17 protein-coding genes are annotated in these 19,270 nt (G+C 34.9%); 7 read left to right on the top strand and 10 right to left on the bottom strand.

The window, feature by feature from the left end; translation table 11 throughout:
- Positions 1 to 500 (bottom strand): tetratricopeptide repeat protein (locus tag B2745_RS16280; RefSeq protein WP_304068876.1); only part of this gene is annotated, 500 nt, incomplete at its 3' end.
- A gap of 232 nt (positions 501 to 732) precedes the next feature.
- Here B2745_RS16280 and B2745_RS16285 point away from each other — a divergent pair.
- Both B2745_RS16285 and B2745_RS16290 read left to right on the top strand, forming a co-directional pair.
- Positions 733 to 1,752: a ligase-associated DNA damage response exonuclease gene (locus B2745_RS16285; protein ID WP_304068877.1), complete on the top strand. Its 1,020-nt coding sequence runs from the start codon at positions 733 to 735 to the stop codon at positions 1,750 to 1,752.
- Entirely contained in the window at positions 1,749 to 3,371 is a 1,623-nt protein-coding gene (locus B2745_RS16290) for an ATP-dependent DNA ligase (protein WP_304068879.1), read from the top strand. Before B2745_RS16285 ends, B2745_RS16290 begins: the two co-directional genes overlap by 4 nt.
- Positions 3,372 to 3,415: 44 nt before the next feature.
- Here the strand turns inward: B2745_RS16290 and B2745_RS16295 are convergent, their stop codons facing one another.
- Positions 3,416 to 4,063, bottom strand: coding sequence for a porin family protein (locus B2745_RS16295; protein WP_304068881.1), 648 nt, complete (start codon positions 4,061 to 4,063; stop codon positions 3,416 to 3,418).
- A gap of 105 nt (positions 4,064 to 4,168) precedes the next feature.
- Between B2745_RS16295 and B2745_RS16300 the strand changes: the two genes are divergently transcribed.
- The 5 genes from B2745_RS16300 (at position 4,169) to B2745_RS16320 (ending at position 11,883) form a co-directional block, all read left to right on the top strand.
- Positions 4,169 to 7,342, top strand: coding sequence for an ATP-dependent helicase (locus B2745_RS16300; protein ID WP_304068883.1), 3,174 nt, complete (start codon positions 4,169 to 4,171; stop codon positions 7,340 to 7,342).
- Between the two features lie 70 nt (positions 7,343 to 7,412).
- Complete coding sequence (locus B2745_RS16305) at positions 7,413 to 8,249, top strand: DUF2911 domain-containing protein (protein ID WP_304068885.1); 837 nt, start codon at positions 7,413 to 7,415, stop codon at positions 8,247 to 8,249.
- Positions 8,250 to 8,451: 202 nt separating this feature from the next.
- Positions 8,452 to 9,900 carry a circularly permuted type 2 ATP-grasp protein gene (locus B2745_RS16310; RefSeq protein WP_304068887.1) on the top strand — a complete coding sequence of 483 codons (1,449 nt, stop codon included), beginning with the start codon at positions 8,452 to 8,454 and terminating at the stop codon, positions 9,898 to 9,900.
- Positions 9,901 to 9,921: 21 nt separating this feature from the next.
- Positions 9,922 to 10,857 carry an alpha-E domain-containing protein gene (locus tag B2745_RS16315; protein ID WP_304068889.1) on the top strand — a complete coding sequence of 312 codons (936 nt, stop codon included), beginning with the start codon at positions 9,922 to 9,924 and terminating at the stop codon, positions 10,855 to 10,857.
- 69 nt (positions 10,858 to 10,926) lie between these two features.
- A complete protein-coding gene (locus tag B2745_RS16320) occupies positions 10,927 to 11,883 on the top strand; it encodes a transglutaminase family protein (RefSeq protein ID WP_026902742.1) in 957 nt (318 codons plus the stop codon).
- A 3-nt stretch (positions 11,884 to 11,886) separates the two neighbouring features.
- Here B2745_RS16320 and B2745_RS16325 read toward each other — a convergent pair whose 3' ends face one another.
- The 8 genes from B2745_RS16325 to B2745_RS16360 are packed head-to-tail and all read right to left on the bottom strand — an operon-like array spanning position 11,887 to position 19,257.
- A complete protein-coding gene (locus B2745_RS16325; RefSeq protein WP_304068891.1) occupies positions 11,887 to 12,384 on the bottom strand; it encodes an acetyl-CoA carboxylase biotin carboxyl carrier protein subunit in 498 nt (165 codons plus the stop codon).
- Between the two features lies 1 nt (position 12,385).
- Positions 12,386 to 13,156 carry a DUF4159 domain-containing protein gene (locus B2745_RS16330; protein ID WP_304068893.1) on the bottom strand — a complete coding sequence of 257 codons (771 nt, stop codon included), beginning with the start codon at positions 13,154 to 13,156 and terminating at the stop codon, positions 12,386 to 12,388.
- Positions 13,126 to 13,827 (bottom strand): 16S rRNA (uracil(1498)-N(3))-methyltransferase, encoded by a 702-nt coding sequence (locus B2745_RS16335; RefSeq protein WP_304068895.1) that lies wholly within the window; start codon positions 13,825 to 13,827, stop codon positions 13,126 to 13,128. Before B2745_RS16335 ends, B2745_RS16330 begins: the two co-directional genes overlap by 31 nt.
- A 5-nt stretch (positions 13,828 to 13,832) precedes the next feature.
- Positions 13,833 to 15,173 (bottom strand): hemolysin family protein, encoded by a 1,341-nt coding sequence (locus tag B2745_RS16340; RefSeq protein WP_026902746.1) that lies wholly within the window; start codon positions 15,171 to 15,173, stop codon positions 13,833 to 13,835.
- Positions 15,174 to 15,178: 5 nt separating this feature from the next.
- The gene (locus B2745_RS16345; RefSeq protein ID WP_026902747.1) at positions 15,179 to 15,718 is read right to left on the bottom strand and encodes an inorganic diphosphatase; all 540 of its coding nucleotides are present in this window, start codon (positions 15,716 to 15,718) and stop codon (positions 15,179 to 15,181) included.
- 23 nt (positions 15,719 to 15,741) lie between these two features.
- Positions 15,742 to 16,371 carry a DedA family protein gene (locus tag B2745_RS16350; protein ID WP_304068897.1) on the bottom strand — a complete coding sequence of 210 codons (630 nt, stop codon included), beginning with the start codon at positions 16,369 to 16,371 and terminating at the stop codon, positions 15,742 to 15,744.
- A gap of 46 nt (positions 16,372 to 16,417) precedes the next feature.
- The gene (locus tag B2745_RS16355) at positions 16,418 to 17,797 is read right to left on the bottom strand and encodes an NADH-quinone oxidoreductase subunit N (protein WP_304068899.1); all 1,380 of its coding nucleotides are present in this window, start codon (positions 17,795 to 17,797) and stop codon (positions 16,418 to 16,420) included.
- Positions 17,798 to 17,805: 8 nt separating this feature from the next.
- Positions 17,806 to 19,257 (bottom strand): complex I subunit 4 family protein, encoded by a 1,452-nt coding sequence (locus B2745_RS16360; protein WP_304068901.1) that lies wholly within the window; start codon positions 19,255 to 19,257, stop codon positions 17,806 to 17,808.
- Between the last annotated feature and the right edge of the window lie 13 nt (positions 19,258 to 19,270).

The following is a 19,270-nucleotide window of genomic DNA, read 5'->3' on the forward strand; positions in this document are numbered from 1 at the left end:
TAAACAGTACCCATGTTATTGTAGCAATCGGCAACTGTTTTATGGTCATGAGCTAATTTTGCAAAACTTAAACTTCTTTGATAGTAGTAAAGTGCCCGATTCAAATTTTTCCAACTCAAAAAGACGGCACCTATATTTTTATAAATCTTGGCTTTTAAAGACAAAGCAGTATCTGGGATAATTTTAAGAGCTTTTTGATAGGCATTAAATGCTGGCGAATTATTACCCATATCTGCTTCTGCATTACCTATCTCATTATATAACGATGCTTCCACAGCAGGAGTGCCTTGCTTTTTCACTAAAACAACAGCTTTTTTAAAACTCTCGATAGCTTTTTCAAACTTTCCGTCATGAGTATAAATCATACCCAAATCTGTAAGTATATTTATTTTTTGCGAATTGTTCTTTGCCAAAGCCAATTGCTTTATAAGACTATCAGTTTGGGAAAAAGATGGATAGCCAAATAATAAGAAAATAAATAACAATAACTTTTTTTTCAATGACTAACCTTAAATTTTTATGTAATGACTAATATAATTATATTTTCTAAATCGAAAATTAAACTTTGGTTCGTTTTATGTTCTATATCATAAAATTCTCTTTAAGAAAATTTTATAGCTCAACATTAAAGAGAGGCAATTATAGCAATTAAGAAGGTTTTATTTAACAAGCTACCAAAATAATTAAGCATCAGCAACAACCAAAACCAAATTTTAATGTTATACAAAATACATGAGTAAAAAGCCGCTTTTAGAGTTTAACCAATTTGGTATTTATTGCCAGCAAGGTGATTTTTATATAGACCCTTGGAAACCGGTTAACTATGCAGTTATAACGCATGCCCATAGTGACCATGCCCGCTGGGGAAACCATCATTACTTAGCTCATCATTTATCCAAAGAGATTTTAAAATATCGCTTGGGCGATATTTCCTTGGAAACCTTAGATTATAACCAAACCATCATCAGAAATGGGGTAAAAATATCACTTTACCCGGCAGGACATATCATTGGCTCGGCACAAGTAAGGGTAGAATATCAAGGCGAGGTTTGGGTAGTTTCTGGAGATTATAAACTTGAAGATGATGGCATTTCTACTCCATTTGAACCTGTAAAATGCCATTCCTTTATATCAGAGTGTACTTTTGGGATGCCCGTTTACACTTGGAAACCTCAACAAGAGATTTTTAAGGGTATAAATGATTGGTGGTATCAAAATCATCAACAAGGAAAAACATCTGTTTTAGTAGGCTATTCTTTGGGTAAAGCGCAACGCATCCTGCAAAATCTAAACCTAGATATTGGTAAAGTTTATACCCATGGTGTTATCCAAAACACACACGATGCTTTAATAAAAAACGGCATCTTGCTAAAAGAAACCCATAAAATAACAGCCAGCACTACTAAAGAAGAAATTAAAGGCAACTTGGTTTTATGTCCGCCTTCTGCCGTTGGTACCCCCTGGATGAAAAAATTAAACCCTTATTCTTTTGGCTATTGCTCTGGCTGGATGGCCATAAGAGGTGCAAAAAGAAGAAGGGCGGCAGATAGAGGCTTCGTATTATCAGACCATGCAGACTGGCATGGACTTATCCAAGCTATAGAAGCTACATCCTGCGAAAGCGTTTACCTTACCCACGGTTATACAGCAAGTTTTAGCAGGTATTTAAGAGAAATTGGTTACGATGCGCATGAGGCCAATACTTTATATGGCGATGAAAACTTAGAAGAAGAAAAAGGAGGTGAAACATGAGAAATTTTGCCAACTTGTTTCTAGCTTTAGATGAAACCAACAAAACCAATGAGCGCATCAAAATCTTGAAAGAATACCTTTTGCAGGTTTCTGATGAAGATAAAATAAATATGTTGGCCTTATTCACTGGCAGAAAACCTAAACGCCAAATTAATAGCACCCAACTAAAAGATTGGGCTTTAGCGCAAAGTAAAATCCCCGATTGGCTGTTTAGAGAAAGTTATGATGTAGTGGGCGATTTGGCAGAAACCATTTCGCTGTTATTACCGCTACCCAGCAATCAGCAAGATAAAACGTTAAGCCAATGGATAGCAGAAATAAAAGGACTTAAGGATAAAAGCGAGGCAGAAAAGAAAAGCTGGCTTTTAGCCGCTTGGGACACTATGGACCAGCAAGAGAAATTTGTGTTCATTAAAATTCTTACGGGTGGTTTTAGAGTTGGTGTGTCTCAAAATTTGGTGGTTAAGGCTTTGGCCGATATTGCCCAATTAGACACCGCAACCCTTACACATCGTATTATGGGGAATTGGAATCCGGATGATTTTACTTTCCAGCAGCTCATAGCTGCCGAGGATGCCTCTACCGATAATTCTAGACCCTATCCCTTTTTTCTGGCTTATCCCATACAAGAAACTTCAGACTTACAAAAAACAGCTTTAAAAATAGAAAATGCTTTAGGGCCAGTAGCCCATTGGCAAGCAGAATGGAAATGGGATGGTATCAGGGCGCAAATCATCCATCGCAATGGTGAAATATTTATTTGGAGTAGAGGCGAGGATTTAGCTACCGATAAATTTCCAGAACTGCATCGTTTTATCCAAAATTTACCCAACGGAACTGTGTTAGATGGCGAGATTTTGGCCTTTAAAAACAATCAACCTTTACCTTTTAATATTTTGCAAACCCGCATTGGGCGTAAAACTTTATCTAAAAAATTACTACAAGAAAACCCCGTTGCTTTTATTGCTTATGATATTTTAGAACTCGATGGTATAGACATCAGAAATAAAAGCCAAAGCGAAAGAAGAGTACTTCTTGAAAATCTACAACAGGATAACCCTTATCCAGAAATTTTTAGAATTTCTGAGCTGGTACACGCTCATAGTTGGGATGAACTAGCTGTTTTAAGAGAACAATCTAGGGCAAAACTAGCCGAAGGTTTAATGCTTAAAAGAAAAACGGCCAGCTACCAAGTAGGTAGAAAACGTGGCGATTGGTGGAAATGGAAAATAGACCCTTTAGCTATTGATGCTGTTTTAATTTATGCCCAAAAAGGACATGGTCGCAGGGCCGATTTATATACAGATTATACTTTTGCCGTTTGGGATGGCGATAAACTGGTGCCATTTGCCAAAGCTTATTCCGGTTTAACCGATAAAGAAATTAGTCAGGTTGATTATTTCATCAAAAGAAATACTTTAGAAAAATTTGGCCCAGTGAGAACCGTTAAACCAGAACTTGTTTTTGAAATAGGTTTTGAGGGTATTAATAAATCTAGCCGACATAAATCTGGTGTAGCTTTACGTTTCCCAAGAATTTTACGATGGCGCACCGATAAGAAAAAGGAAGAAGCAGATAGCTTAGAAAGTTTGATGCTTTTGTTGCCGAAATTTGAATAGAAGTAATTAAGAAGCCCTAATTAGGGCTTCTTAAACATTAATCTCTAGAAGGCAAAGCCTACAGAAAAAGAAAGTACTTTATTATTAGCTTTTGAATCGCCTTCTCTTTGACTTTCTGGTATCATATTAGACAAACCTATACCGTAACCTACATTAAATAATAAACCACTTTTTAATCTGTAGCCAGCCATCAAATTCAAACCAAAGTCTGTTGCGGAAAAATCATCTTCTTCTCCACTACCAAAACTTACTTTATCGTCTTCTCCAACTACATCTTCTCCAAATACAGAGCCTTCCTGTTTACCAAATAAACCAAAAGCTGCATAAGGACCAGCTCCTAGAAATAAACTACCTTCTCCTACAGGCAAGTTTAAAACAGCATTTACTGGAATTTCCAAATAAGATAGATTAGCCTGAGCTTCAACACTCATTCCAGAATCTTCATCTTCTAATTTAAACTTGAATCCTTTACCTTGAAACGATAAACCTGGTTGAATTGCAAATTTTTCACCTAATGCAAACTCTGTAAATCCTGTCAGATGAAAAGAAGTTAAAGCATCTGGAGATAGGTTGATTCCTTGCGATGAAATATTAACATTTGCAAGATTAACGCCCCCTTTTAACCCAAATTTTGTTTGTGCAGAGGCAGTGATTGTGGCCATTACTAGAATTGCCAATAAAAATTTTTTCATATAGTTTATTTTATTAAGTCACAAATATATACAATAACAGTTATTTACATAAACTATTTTACTAAACAATTAAATGTTAAAGTTTCCATTTTGTACCTTTAAAACATGCATCCACAAAAAAAATTAAGCGAAGATTTTTCTAAAGCAATAGCGCAACTTAATGAAAAACAACTGCAAGCTGTAGAGCAATTAGAAGGCCCTGTTTTGGTAATTGCAGGCCCCGGGACTGGTAAAACGCAAATTTTAGCTGCCCGTATAGGTAAAATTTTATTAGATACCGATGCACAAGCTAATGAAATTTTATGCCTAACCTATACCGATGCTGGTGCGGTAAATATGCGTCAGCGTTTGTTTAAATTTATTGGCCCTGATGCTTACCGGGTAAACATATTTACTTTCCATGCTTTTTGTAATGAGATTATACAAGAAAACCTCGATTATTTTGGTAAGCTTAATTTAGAACCTTTATCAGACCTAGAATCGGCTTTACTTTTCAGAGAAATCATTGATGAATTACCTGCAAACCACATCTTGAAAAGGTTTACAGGCGATATTTACTATGATGCACCCAGACTGAAAGACCTGTTTTCTACCATGAAACGCGAAAACTGGTCGGTAGAAATTGTAACCGCAGCCATAGAAAATTATCTAGAAGATATTAAAACCCGTGATGAATTTATCTATAAAAAAGCCAATGCAAAAGCAGGTATAAAAGTTGGCGATTTAAAGCAAAAAAAATATGACGATGCCGTTGAGAAAATGGATAAACTAAAAGCTGCTGTGATGCTTTACCCAGTTTATCTTCAAAAAATGGATAAAAAAAGTCGCTATGATTATGATGACATGATTTTGTGGGTGATAAAGGCTTTTCAAGAAAATCCAGATTTGCTTTTACTGTATCAAGAGCGTTATCAATATATTTTGGTTGATGAATATCAGGATACCAGCGGCTCGCAAAACCAGTTATTAAAACAACTGATTAGCTATTGGGAAGTGCCTAACGTTTTTGTGGTAGGCGATGATGACCAATCCATCTTTAGATTTCAAGGGGCAAACCTTAAGAACATCTTAGATTTTGCTGGCGATTATGTAAGCAGCCTTAAAACGGTAGTTTTACTGAACAATTACAGGTCTACACAGCACATTCTAGATATGTCTAGAAGCTTAATCGAGAATAATTTCATCCGTTTAACACGAGAACTTAACCTTAATAAAGAGCTAAAATCATCACATCCGGATATTACAGGATTACAAATTCGTCCGCAGATTTTAAGTTTTGAAAACCCCGAGCAGGAAAGCGTTTGGATAGCACATCAAATAGAAGCACTCATCAAAAAAGGGATAAAAGCTTCTCATATTGCGGTTATTTATCGTAATCATAGCCAGGCAGAAGCTATGGTAGAATATCTGGATAAAAAGAAAATAGGTATCAATACCAAAAGAAAAATTGATATCCTTACTTTACCTTTTACAGAGAAAATCATTACTATTCTTAGGTATTTATCAATGGAGCTAGACTCGCCTTACAGTGGAGATGAAAAGCTTTTTGAAATCTTACATTATGATTTTTTTAATATCCAACCTATAGATATTGCCAAAGCCAGCATTGCCGTTTACAAAGCTAATTTCAACGAAAAGGTTGATAAAACATCGCTACGCAGATACATTACAGAGCTTAGAGAGCCTAAACAACCCGGTTTGTTTGATGCCGTAGACCGCCCAGAAATGAAACGCTTGATAGAGGATATAGAATATCTGCTTAAAGCAGCTGCTAGCCTTACTTTGCAGCAGCTTTTTCAGGCTATCATCACCAAAATGGGTATTTTAACCTATATCATGAAACAGCCAGACAAAGGCTGGTACATGCAAATTTTAACCAATTTCTTTAATTTCCTAAAAGATGAGAACCGTAAAAACCCTGAGTTAAAAGTTGCCGAGTTTATAGAGCTGATTGATTTGATGAAGAAAAACAATATCAGTATAGCCTTTAACCAACATATATTCTCTGCCGAAGGGGTAAACTTCATGACCGCCCACGGCTCTAAAGGTTTAGAGTTTGATTACGTTTTCTTATTAGGATGCAGCAAAAAAATATGGGATAGCAAAGGTCGTAATTTTGGTTTCTCTTACCCTGATACCTTATTTAAAGAAGGGGCATCATCTAGCGATGCTGAACAAGAAAACACAGAGGAATCTAGAAGGTTATTTTATGTGGCACTAACCAGAGCTAAACACTCTTTGTTTGTGACTTATCCAAAACTCAACAGCAGCGGTAAAGAGCAAGAAGCATCGCAATTTATCAGCGAGATTATCAGTACAGGGCATTACCAAGAGCAGAAACAGGAAGTTTCAGAAGCAGAAATGATAGATTTTTATGCTACCCAGTTTAACGAAGCAGAAAAACCTAAAGTAACGCTCATTGATAAAAATTACATCGATTTATTGTTGCAAAATTATACCCTATCAGTAACGCACTTAAACAATTACCTGGCTTGTCCACTAAAATTCTATTTCCAGAATTTGATTAGAGTGCCATCAGGCAAAAGCCCAGCTGCAACTTTCGGACAAGCGGTGCACCATGCATTAAACAGAGCATTTATTAAGATGCATGAAAATAATGAAACCTTCTCAGCCACAGATGATTTCATGAATGATTTCTCTTGGTGGATGAACCGCAATAAAGACTCTTTCACCAGAGAAGATTTTAAATTAAGGATGGAATATGGCTTCAAAATATTACCTGATTATTATGAGCAAAACATCAGTAAATGGAATAAAGTTGTAGTTACTGAGCGTAAAATCAGAAATGTAGAAATTGAAGGTGTACCTATTACCGGTAATCTGGATAAGATAGAGTTTAACGGTAAAATGGTAAACGTTGTGGATTATAAAACCGGGAAGTTTAAAAACGCAAAACCTAAATTTAATAAACCATCAGAAGAAGAACCACACGGTGGCGATTATTGGAGACAAGCTGTTTTTTACCGTATTTTAATTGATAACGATAGAACCAAAGATTGGCAAGTGGTAAGTACCGAGTTTGATTTTATTGAACCTATAAGCGATGGCGAGTATCATAAAGAAAAAGTGATGATATTACCAGAGGATGTAGAAATTGTAAAAAACCAAATTACCAGTGTTTATTCAAAAATAACATCCTACCAGTTTGATACAGGCTGCGGCAAGAAAGAATGTGAATGGTGCCACTTTGTTAGAAGTAATTTTAAACAAACCGATGGTGTTTTTGAACAAATACAAGCAGAAGATGCTGACATGTAATTTGACAATAACAAAACAGCCATAACATAAGAGATGTTTAATTTCACATAAATTTTAAAACACAGAAAACATGATGAAAAGAATTACCCTAGCCCTTGGGCTATTATACTTGTCTTTTTCGGCAAGCGCACAAAGTGGTTTTTTACCTCAGCCAAGTACAACACAAACTGTTGAACAAGAATTTGGACTAGGTAAAGTTAAGTTAAGCTATGCCAGACCAAATGTTAAAGAGCGTAAAGTTTTTGGAGCTTTGGTTCCTTACGGTAAAGTATGGCGTACAGGCGCAAACTCTGCTACTGTACTAACTTTCTCTGATGAAGTAAAACTAGCTGGCAAAACAGTGCCTGCAGGCAGTTATGCATTATTTACTATCCCTGGCGAAGCAGAGTGGACCATTATTTTAAGCAAAACCACAGAACAATGGGGTTCTTACGCCTATAAAGAAGCTGATGACTTTTTAAGAGTAAAGGTTAAACCTGCTAAAGCAGCACAAAAAGTAGAAAGCTTTACCATACAATTTGCCAATGTACAAGCTGGCAGCATGGATTTGCAATTAGCGTGGGACAACACTTTAGTTAGCGTTCCTTTTACAACAGATTTTGACACCAAAGCTATGGCTAACATAGAAGCAGCAATGAAAGGCGATAAAAAACCTTATTTCCCAGCTGCCATCTATTATTACACTTACAATAAAGATTTAAAACAAGCTTTGGCTTGGGTTAACGAGGCCGAAAAAACTATGGGTAAAGCACCATGGGTGAAATTATGGAAAGCTAAAATTCAATTGAAGCTAGGAGATAAAAAAGCAGCACTTTTAACTGCTGAAGAAGGTGTTAAAATTGCAGAAGAGATAAAAAATGATGAATATATCTCTCTAAACAAAGCATTTATTGCTGAGAACAAGTAATCTAACTTAATTTAAGTGAAAACCTGCTAAAATTTAGCAGGTTTTTTTGTTTAAAATCATTTTTATAATATAATTATTGACAAAAATCAAAATATTTTATACTTACACTATTTTTAATAATATATTTTACATATAATTACTTAATTTTTATAACATTCATAGTTATAAACTAAAAAAATTAAAGAAAATATAATTGAATTTTATGGTTTCAGCATCTGTTTTTAAAAACTACCCTTATATAGAGAAGATTTGGGACGAAATGTATAACAAACATGAGGTAAGAACGCCATATAAAAAATTGTATAACTTTTTACAGGATATGCCTGTTGCCGAGCTTACCCGTAAAGAAGAAATGGCAAGGCGCTTATTCATGAGCCAAGGCATCACTTTTACTGTCTATGCTAGTGGTGAAGGCGTAGAACAAATTTTCCCCTTTGATGTTATTCCGCGTATTATAGATGCTGCCGAGTGGGCCTATATAGAAAAGGGCATCAAACAGAGGCTAAAAGCTTTAAACTTATTTTTGAATGATGTTTATTCTAATCAGTTCATCTTAAAGGATAAAATCATTCCTATGGATATGATTTATTCTTGTCCGCATTACCTCAGAGAAATGCATAATTTACAAGTCCCTCATGAGCTTTTTGTGCATATTGCTGGTATAGATATTGTACGCGATGCTGACGGAACTTTCTATGTCTTAGAAGATAATTTACGTACCCCATCTGGTGTTTCTTACATGTTAGAAAACAGAGAAATCACCAAAAGGATATTTCCTGATATTATTCCTCAAAACCTTGTACGGTCTGTTACGCATTACCCGCAGTTACTCTATAAAAATCTGGCTGCCTTATCGCCAAGGCATAATTCCAATCCTAACATCGTGATGCTTACACCGGGCATCTACAACTCGGCCTATTTTGAACACTCTACCCTAGCCCGATTAATGGGTATAGAGCTAGTAGAAGGAAAAGATTTAGTGGTAGATAATCACCGGGTTTTCATGAAAACAACCTCGGGTTTACAACGGGTTGATGTTATTTACCGTAGGGTTGATGATGAGTTTCTAGACCCTCTGGTTTTTAATCCGGGAAGTTTGTTAGGTGTAGCTGGCCTTATGTCTGCCTACCGTAAAGGTCATGTTGCTATAGTAAATGCTCCAGGAAATGGCGTTGCAGATGATAAAGCCACCTACATACATGTACCAGACATGATTAGGTATTACCTAAACGAAGAACCTATTCTTAAAAACGTACCAACTTATCATTTAGCTGATGCTGAGGAAAGAGACCACGTTTTCAAAAATATAGAGAATATGGTGATTAAGAAAACTAATGAGTCTGGTGGTTATGGGATGATTATAGGTAATGCTGCCACTGCTCAGGAATTGGAAGCTTATAAAAAAGTGGTTTTACAAAACCCAAGACAGTTTATAGCGCAGCCTATTGTTAGCTTATCATCAGTACCATGTTATATCAACGAGAAATTACAACCAAGACGGGTTGATTTAAGGCCTTTTGCTTTATGCGGACCAGCAGGAATAGATATAGTACCTGGCGGTTTAACACGGGTAGCCTTAAAAGAAGGGTCTTTAGTTGTAAACTCTTCACAGGGTGGTGGTAGTAAAGACACTTGGGTGTTAAATGTTTAAATCAATAAAAGCTAAATAAATATGTTAAGTAGAGTTGCCGATTCTTTGTATTGGATGTCTAGGTACATGGAACGTTCTGATGGTATCCTGAGAATGTTAAGAATAAATTACGCCTACTCGCAAGATGGTAGTTCTGATTTTAGCTGGAGACCTGTATTAAAAATATTTAGTAATCTGGATGATGACACCATAGAAACTTTAAAATATAATGGAAGAGACGTTTTAAAATATATGGTTACAGACAAAAACAACCATAATTCTGTTATCAATATTGTAAGTAAAGCCAGAGAGAATGCCCGCTCTGTACAAGATAATGTAACCAAAGAATTATGGCAATGTTTAAATGATTATTACCACATGATGCGTGAGGATAAATTAGCTGCCGCCTTATGCTTTGATGACCCTATCTCTGTTCTAGACAACCTTATAAAGCAAGGTATGTACTATTATGGCAGTACAGAAATTACCATGCCACGTGGAGAAGGTTATTATTTCATGAATATGGGTAAATTTTTAGAAAGAGCCATACAATCTGTTGATATTTTGGATGTTAAATTTAGAGAACTTGAATATTCTTTAGACGAAGCTACAGACCCTACTTACTGGAAATATCTTTTATTATCCATATCAGGATATGAAATCTTCCTCAAAAGTTATCGCTCTTCCTTAGAATCAAGAAATATCATTCATCAAATTGTTTGGAACGAGAACTTCCCACGTTCTATTATCTACACCACAAAAAGGCTAAAACAATCTTTTGAAACCATTAAAGGTGATAAAAATAAAGAGAGTTATAAAACCATGAGTTATATGATTGGTAAGCTGGGTTGCAGTTTAGAATATTCTGATTTAAAAGACTTGGAACAGATAGGATTAAAAGAATATTTAAAAAAAATAAAGGGAGAGCTTTTTGCTATAGGAGATGCTTTAAGTCATTACTATTTTGCTTTCAACTAATTCCTGTTGATAAATTAATTATAGAATATTTAAAAATTGATTCATTTTTAGTTCCACATTTCTAATAGCATGTCTAAATTTACGATAAAGCATATTACAACATACAAATACGATCATCCGGTGCATGATAGTGCCAACCAGATTATGCTTTATCCTATTAAAGATGATGATCAAGAGGTTATACAACATCAAATCACTATCAGTAACGACCCTAAGGTAGAAACCTTTACAGATTATTATGAAAATACAGTTGGCACCTTTACCAATGTAGAAATGCATAATGAGCTGGTTATCGAGTCGTCTACCATTGTATTGGTAAAAAAGAAAGCTGCACCAGAAGCTAATATTTTTATTGCAGAGCAATGGCAAATGCTTCAAGAACTTAAATATCAAATCCCTTATATCAACTTCTTAAAACAAGAGCATTTTGAAGCCGAAGAAGAATTAAAAGCCATTATCAAACCCGATGAACAGTTTGCTTACGCTCCGGTAGAAGTGGCTAAAAAGTACTGTACTTACGTTTTCGAGAACTTTAAGTATATCAAAGGCATTACATCTGTAGAAACAACTGTAGATGAGATTTGGAAATTAAAATCAGGTGTTTGTCAAGATTTTGCTCATATCCTTTTGGTGATGTTACGTTATGTAAACATTCCAGCCCGTTATGTTAGTGGTTATATTTGCCCTAACAGAAACGGTATGCGTGGCGAGGGTGCTACCCATGCTTGGGTAGAAGCTTATATTCCTGATTACGGTTGGCTAGGTTTAGACCCTACCAATAATTGTATAGTAGAAGAAAACCATGTAAGATTAGCCACAGGAAGAAATTTTATTGATGTTAGCCCTGTAAAAGGCACTTATAAAGGTACCTCTCACCATACTTTAGAAGTAAAGGTTATTGTTTCTTATGAGAATGACCCTATTGTAAAAGAAGATGAATCTCAGGAAAATAGCATCAACAACATACAGTTTGATGGCAATTCTTACCGAAGATTTTTAGAAATGCAGCAGATGCAACAACAGTAAAGCTTAAGCAAACTGAATAAGTATTTGGTTTTTCTCTACCTTATCACCTGCTTTTATGGTAATAGCTTTTACAGTAGCATCAGCCGGAGCTTTTAAGATATTTTCCATCTTCATAGCTTCTAAAACCAACATATTATCGCCTTTTTTAATTTCATCACCAACTTTTACTATTAATTGAAGTACTAAACCAGGCATTGGTGCTTTTAATTCTTTAACAGTGTGCTGATTAAGCTTATCTAAGCCCATTTCTTTAAGCAAAATATCATACTGGTCGCTTACATCAAACCTGTAAACATGAGTATTTACTTTAATCAATACATACTTCTCATCTTTATTAAGCTCAAGCAGCTCGGCTTCATAAGATTTATTCTTTTCAATAATATGAAAATGCTGGTTGCTTAAATCACTAATATCTAGATCTATCAAGCCATCGTTTAGGTAAAGCTTACCTTCACGTTCTTCAATTTTATAATGTTGATTTTCCGATTTTAAAGTATACATATCAATTGGTTAAGACGTATTGCAACAAATTTACCCCCATTTTTAAAGCTTGTTCTCTACGCTCTTTGGTATCTTCTGGGTAAGTCCCGAAATCTTCCCATCCATTACCTAAATCGCTCTCATAAGAATAAAAACAAACGATACGACCTTTATAAATCAAAGCTAAGCCTTGGGGTCTTTTGTTATCATGCTCATGAATTTTAGGTAAACCTTGCGGAAATTTAAATTTCTGATGATAAATAGGATGTGATGGTGGCAACTCCTGAAAAGTTAATTCTGGAAAAACCTTTTTCATTTGCACCCTGATGTATTTATCTAAACCATAGTTATCATCCAGATGTAAGAAGCCACCAGCTATTAAATAGTTTCGTAAATTTTTAGCCTCAGCATCAGTAAAAGAGATATTGCCATGCCCGGTAAGGTAAACAAAAGGATAGTTGAAAAGCTCCTGACTGCCAACTTCTACCACAGCATCTTGTGGTGCAATCTTAGCAGAAAACATACTATTAAAATAAGCTATTAAATTGGGTAGGGCTGTACGGTTAGCATACCAATCTCCGCCACCGTTATATTTTACTTTAGCTATCTTGAAAGAAGCATCATCCAATTTAAAAGCCGAGAGCAAAACCACAAAAAAAACTAAGAGTATGCTGTACTTTATACTTTGTACTTTATACGCTGTACTTCCTACTTTGTACTTTCTACTTTCTACTTTAGACTTTAGACTTTCTACTTTTACCCCTACCTGTTTAAATAATTGATTTCGAAGCATGCCTGTAATGCAGCGGTTTCTGTTCTAAGCCTGCTGTTTCCTAAAGTTATGGGAAGAAATCCACTTTGCAAAGCATTATTTATTTCTATTTCAGAGAAATCGCCCTCGGGGCCTATGAGGATGGTATAAGATTGATATTCTTTAAAAGAATCTTTTATTTCTTGTTTATCTTGAGGTAAGCAATGCGCTATGTATTTAAAACTAGCATCAGCTTTAACTATAAATCTTTGGATGGTAATAGGCTCATTAATTTTTGGGATATAAGCCTTTAAAGATTGTTTCATAGCTGCTACAACAACTTTCTCCAATCTTTCTGTTTTTACCTCTTTCCTTTCAGAGCGCTCGCAAATAATAGGCGTAATTTCATCAATACCTATTTCTGTTGCTTTCTCTAAAAACCACTCCAACCTATCCATATTTTTGGTAGGCGCTATGGCAATATGTAGGTAATGATTTCTTTTTTGATATTCTAGCAGTGTTTCTAAAATTTGAAGTTGAGTTCTTTTAGGATGATCATCTAAAATTTCGGCTAAATAAAAACCACCTTTTCCATCAACCAAATGAACATGGTCTTTTTTCTGTAAGCGCAAAACTCTTGAGCAATGTTTACTCTCTTCCTCACTTAAAGTATATTGAGTACTTTCAATATCAGGAGTATAGAAAATATGCATCTTGATTAATGATTATTAACCGCCTGATCTTCTGAAAGTAAAAGCTCTAATTTAACAGCTTCTATATTTTGACCAATCTTTTTCAAGATGGTAAAATTGTAACCATTAAATTCTTTGGTTTCTCCTACTTCAGGTATTTTTTCAAAAATTTCACTCACCAAACCAACAATGGTATCGTAATCTTCATCTTCTGGTAAATCGTGAGGTAAAAACTCGTTAACATCGTAAACTGTAGCAGATGCCGTTACGATAAACTCTGTTTCAGAAACTTTCTCTACAATAGGCTTTTCTTCATCATACTCATCCTGAATTTCGCCTACAAGTTCTTCAACAATGTCTTCTAAGGTTACCATACCGGCAGTGCCACCAAACTCATCTAACACAATAGCAATCTGAATTCTTTTCAGTTTCAGCTCGGCCATTAAATCGTTTATTTTCTTAGATTCTGGAACAAATAAAGGCTTTCTTAGGATGTCTTGTAGGTTAAAACTTTCTTTCCTGACTACTAAAGACAAAATATCCTTAGCGTGTACAATACCAATAATTTTATCAATGGTATCATCATAAACAGGAACACGAGAATAGCCTTCTGATATGATAATATTTAATACTTCTTCGGGTGTTGCGGTAATATCAATAGCAGAAATTTTGGTTCTGGGAACCATAATATTTTTAACTACACGCTCATTAAAGTCAAATACGTTTTTAATCAGTTCATGCTCTGCTTTATCTAAAGCACCAGACTCTTTACCTTGATCTAGCAAATATTGTAACTCTTCTGATGAGTGTATGGCTTCATGTGCATTGGCAGTGTTAATACCCAATAACCTTAAAATAACATTGGCAAAACCATTTAAAACATAAATAAATGGTTTAAACACCAAATAGAAGAACTGTAATGGCAATGCAATAGCCATGGTTGTATTTACTGGTCTTTGTATAGCTAAAGTCTTAGGAGCTAGCTCACCAAAAACAATATGTAAAATAGTGATGACTAAGAAAGCTAATATATGCCCCAAATTAGTGGCTACAGCATCAGAAATAGGTAAAGAAAAAAATCCTAGTGTTTTGAGAACGATGTTAGACATCACTTCCTCGCCAACCCAACCTAAACCTAGTGATGCCAGCGTAATACCCAACTGTGTAGCGGCAAGGTAGCCATCTAAATGTGATGTCATGTGCTTAGCAATACCTGCTACCCTGCTGCCAGTTTTAGCTTTAATCTCTATTTGTGAACCCCTAACTTTAACTATTGCAAATTCTGCTGCAACAAAAAATCCATTTAGTAAAACTAAAAACAGGGTCAGGAAAATCTGAAAACCGCTTATTTCAAAATCGGGGTCCATAAAGATTATTTATTAAATGTTTTTTTATAAAGTTCTATACTTTCTTCTATCACTTTATAAGCATATCTCTTACCAAGAAGGTGCTCTATGGTTACATTCTTTTCTTCTAAGGCTTTATAATCTTGGAAGAAACGAACAATTTCTTTCATGGTATGCGGAGGCAGCTCTGATAAATCATTAATATAATTAACAGACATATCATTTTTAGCTACCGCGATAATTTTATCATCTTGCTCACCATTATCTACCATGTGCATCACACCCACAACTTTGGCTTCTATAATAGACATCGGATATACATCTGCAGAGCAAAGAACTAAAATATCAAGCGGATCATGATCATCACAATAAGTTTGAGGGATGAATCCGTAGTTTGCAGGATACATTACAGATGAAAAAAGTATACGGTCTAATTTTAATAAACCAGAATCTTTATCTATTTCGTACTTCGCTTTAGAACCTTTAGGAATCTCTATAATTGCTGTAACTGTATTAGGTGAATCCTCTCCTGGAGGGATTGAATGCCACGGATGATTATCGGCCATTTAATTTTAAAATTTATATGTATTTATTTGTTAAAACTCTTTTTAAAAAATGTTGTGATTAACGGTATGGTTGTAATCACAATAAATCCTAATATGATGTATGATAAATATTGGTTTACTTCTTTCTCAAATTTCATTCCCAGAAAATAACCCAATAAGGTTAAAGAAGTTATCCAAAAAAACGCACCTAAAATATTGTAAAAAGCAAACTTTTTAAAATCTAACTTCACAATACCGGCAAAAATAGGTGCAAATGTTCTTACAATAGGTACAAATCTTCCAATAATTAAAGTAAAAGCGCCTTGTTTTTTATAATATTCTTCGGCTGCTACCAAATATTTCTTCTTAAAGAAAAAAGAATCTTGTCGTTTATACAAAACAGGTCCTGTACGATAACCAAACCAGTAACCTACAAAATTACCTGCTATAGCGGCCCCTATTAAGCCAACAATCATAGTAGTAATACCTACATCTAACTTTTGGGTTGCTACAAACATACCTGCAAGAAAAAGCAAATAATCACCTGGTAAGAAAAAACCAAAGAAAAGACCCGTCTCTGCAAATACTACAAACATGATGAGGTAGAAGCCACCTTTATGTATGATTTGCTGAGCGTCTGCCAAGCTTGTTAAATATTCCCAATATTCATGCATAGTCTTGCCATAAAACTACAAATATTATTGCAGTATAGCTATGGCATTAAAATAAATTAGTGATGAAACTTGGATAAATACCTAAAACAAGTGTTATAATTAGGCTTAAACCTAATACAAAGTTAAAGTAAACTGGTGTAGCAATTTGCTTAGTTTGGTTTTCTTTAAAATACATAGCTACGATAACTTTAAAGTAGTAAAACACCCCGATAATGGCGTTTATAACAGCTATAGCTACTAACCATGTATGATATTGAGTTAAGGCCGCGTTAAAAACAAAGAATTTACCTATAAAGCCGGCTGTTAAAGGTATACCAGCAAAAGATAACATAGCTATTGTTAAAGCAAAAGCTAAGAAAGGATTTGATTTTGCTAAACCATTAAAATCTTCAAAATTCTCGCCACCAGTTTTGACCTTTACTAACATTAACACGGCAAAAGCTGTGATAGATGATACGGCGTAAGCAGCCGCATATATAAAAATAGCATTAGTTGACGCTGCACCTAAAGCAACTATTGCAAAAAGCATATAACCAGCATGAGAGATACTAGAGAAAGCTAGCATCCTTTTAAAATTGGTTTGATAAAGTGCTGTAATATTACCTACAAATAATGTTAAAATAGTAATTATTAATAAAGTAGGCATCCAGAAGTCTTGTAATGGTGCAAAGCAAATGCTAAACAGTCTTAAAAATGCAGCAAAACCGGCAATTTTAACTACGGTAGACATAAAAGCTGTAATTAAAGTTGGTGCGCCTTCGTAAACATCTGGTGTCCAGAAATGGAAAGGTGCAGCACCTACTTTAAAGCATAAGCCTACAATCATCAGAACTAAACCTACATAGAAAATAGGATCAATCCCTGTAGGGCGGTCTATCACATACTGCGCTATAACTGCTAAATCAAAAGATTTTGAAGCACCATATATTAAAGCTATACCAAATAATAAAAATCCTGTTGAGAAAGCTCCCATCAAGAAATATTTCAAAGCTGCCTCGTTAGAAGCAAAATCTTTCCTTTTGATACCCGCTAAAATGTATAAACTTACCGACATGATTTCTAGGCCCACAAAAAGCATAGATAAGTTATGATAAGATACCATCACAATGATACCTGTTAAAGCAAATAATATCAGCGTATAGTATTCTGCTACGTTATTACTGATTTTTTCAAAATAATTTTTAGATAATAAGAAAACCAGAATAGTAGTAATGATACAGATAGAAGAAAAAGCCACAGCAAAATTATCAAAATGCATCATGCCGCTAAAAATTGGAGCTGCATTAGAATTCCACTCCATGATAGCTAATGCCAAAGCACCAACAAGGCCTAAGACACTTACCGGCAATAAAGCTTCTTTTGCTTTAAATAATCCTAAATAAAGAACTACGATGGCTAATATAGATATTACTATTAAAGTACTCATTCCTATGATTAAAATGCTAATTTACTATTTACCTGATTGATCAGATTTTCTACTGAAGCTTCTGAAATATGAAGAAGTGCGTTTGGATACACCCCAATTATAATAATTAAAAGGCAAACCACTGCTAAAACTAAATATTCTGAACCGTTGATATCTTTAAAAGATGCTGTTGTTTCATTAGTTTCTCCCTGCATCACGGCTTTATACATTCTTAACATATAAACCGCACCAAAAATAATGGTTAAACCTGCAACAGCTGCATACCAAATGTTAAATTGGTAAACACCATGAAGTAATAAGAACTCACCAATAAACCCATTCGTTAATGGTAAAGCTACAGTACCTAAAACAATAATTAAAAATGCAATAGCAAATTTAGGTGCTACTTTAGCAATACCGCCCATTGTAGCAATTTCTCTTGTTTTTAATCTATCGATAAGAATATCAGCAATTAAAAACATACCCACTACGTTGATACCGTGGTTAATCATTTGTATCATGGCTCCTTGTAAGCCTTGTACATTCCAAACAAATATACCTGCTGCAATTAAACCTACGTGACCAATAGATGAATATGCTATTAGACGCTTAATATCTTTTTGCGTGAACGCGATAATAGACGCATAAACAATCCCTATTACGGATAATACCAAAGCTAAATGACCCCAAGTTAAAAAGCCAAAAGGAGTAACTGGTATTAACCATCTGATAACTCCGTAAATACCCATCTTCAACATGATACCTGAAAGCAACATCGTTCCTGTTGTAGGTGCTTCTGTATAAGTATCTGGCTGCCAAGTATGGAAAGGAAAAATTGGCATCTTGATAGCAAAAGCTAAAAAGAAGCACCAAAATAACCATCCTTGTGTTGCGGCATCTAAGTTTAAATTATAAAAAGAGGCTATAGAGAAAGAGTTATCCGCTGTTTGTAAATGAAGATATATAATACCTAAAAGCATAAATAGTGAACCAGCGATGGTGTAAACAAAGAACTTCATGTTTACTTTTATCCTGTTTTCGCCACCCCATAATGCACAGATAAAATAGATTGGAATTAAAGCAACTTCCCATCCAACGTAAAATAGAAATGCATCAGTAGCTGTAAACACCAATAATAAGCCAAATTGCATAAACAGGGTTAGCGCATAAAAAGATGCCTGGCTAATATTTCTACCAAAGCTTGAAAGTATAATTAATGGAAACAAGCCCGTAGTTAAAAGCACTAAAGGCATACTGATACCATCTATGGCAACTGCAAAATTAATTCCTAATGCCGGAATCCATGGGTAGTTAACTACAAATTGACTGCTTGCATCTGGAACAAAATCTCCCATTAAAAGCAAAGCAAAAGCTAAGGTTACCAAAGAGCTTATCAAAGCCGATTGTTTAGCAAACTTGCCATTTAGCAGGGTTACAAGCGCTCCCACTAAGGGAAAGAAAAGTAATAATAATAAGTTCATCTATCTGTAATCG

The sequence above is a fragment of the Pedobacter glucosidilyticus genome, from assembly GCF_002483235.1.
Classification (GTDB): Bacteria; Bacteroidota; Bacteroidia; order Sphingobacteriales; family Sphingobacteriaceae; genus Pseudopedobacter; species Pseudopedobacter glucosidilyticum_B.

Coding starts and splice junctions, on each gene's coding strand:
- B2745_RS16285 (WP_304068877.1), top strand. CDS start 733: ATGAGTAAAAAGCCGCTTTTAGAGTTTAACCAATTTGGTATTTATTGC.
- B2745_RS16290 (WP_304068879.1), top strand. CDS start 1,749: ATGAGAAATTTTGCCAACTTGTTTCTAGCTTTAGATGAAACCAACAAA.
- B2745_RS16295 (WP_304068881.1), bottom strand. CDS start 4,063: ATGAAAAAATTTTTATTGGCAATTCTAGTAATGGCCACAATCACTGCC.
- B2745_RS16300 (WP_304068883.1), top strand. CDS start 4,169: ATGCATCCACAAAAAAAATTAAGCGAAGATTTTTCTAAAGCAATAGCG.
- B2745_RS16305 (WP_304068885.1), top strand. CDS start 7,413: ATGATGAAAAGAATTACCCTAGCCCTTGGGCTATTATACTTGTCTTTT.
- B2745_RS16310 (WP_304068887.1), top strand. CDS start 8,452: ATGGTTTCAGCATCTGTTTTTAAAAACTACCCTTATATAGAGAAGATT.
- B2745_RS16315 (WP_304068889.1), top strand. CDS start 9,922: ATGTTAAGTAGAGTTGCCGATTCTTTGTATTGGATGTCTAGGTACATG.
- B2745_RS16320 (WP_026902742.1), top strand. CDS start 10,927: ATGTCTAAATTTACGATAAAGCATATTACAACATACAAATACGATCAT.
- B2745_RS16325 (WP_304068891.1), bottom strand. CDS start 12,384: ATGTATACTTTAAAATCGGAAAATCAACATTATAAAATTGAAGAACGT.
- B2745_RS16330 (WP_304068893.1), bottom strand. CDS start 13,156: ATGCTTCGAAATCAATTATTTAAACAGGTAGGGGTAAAAGTAGAAAGT.
- B2745_RS16335 (WP_304068895.1), bottom strand. CDS start 13,827: ATGCATATTTTCTATACTCCTGATATTGAAAGTACTCAATATACTTTA.
- B2745_RS16340 (WP_026902746.1), bottom strand. CDS start 15,173: ATGGACCCCGATTTTGAAATAAGCGGTTTTCAGATTTTCCTGACCCTG.
- B2745_RS16345 (WP_026902747.1), bottom strand. CDS start 15,718: ATGGCCGATAATCATCCGTGGCATTCAATCCCTCCAGGAGAGGATTCA.
- B2745_RS16350 (WP_304068897.1), bottom strand. CDS start 16,371: ATGCATGAATATTGGGAATATTTAACAAGCTTGGCAGACGCTCAGCAA.
- B2745_RS16355 (WP_304068899.1), bottom strand. CDS start 17,797: ATGAGTACTTTAATAGTAATATCTATATTAGCCATCGTAGTTCTTTAT.
- B2745_RS16360 (WP_304068901.1), bottom strand. CDS start 19,257: ATGAACTTATTATTATTACTTTTCTTTCCCTTAGTGGGAGCGCTTGTA.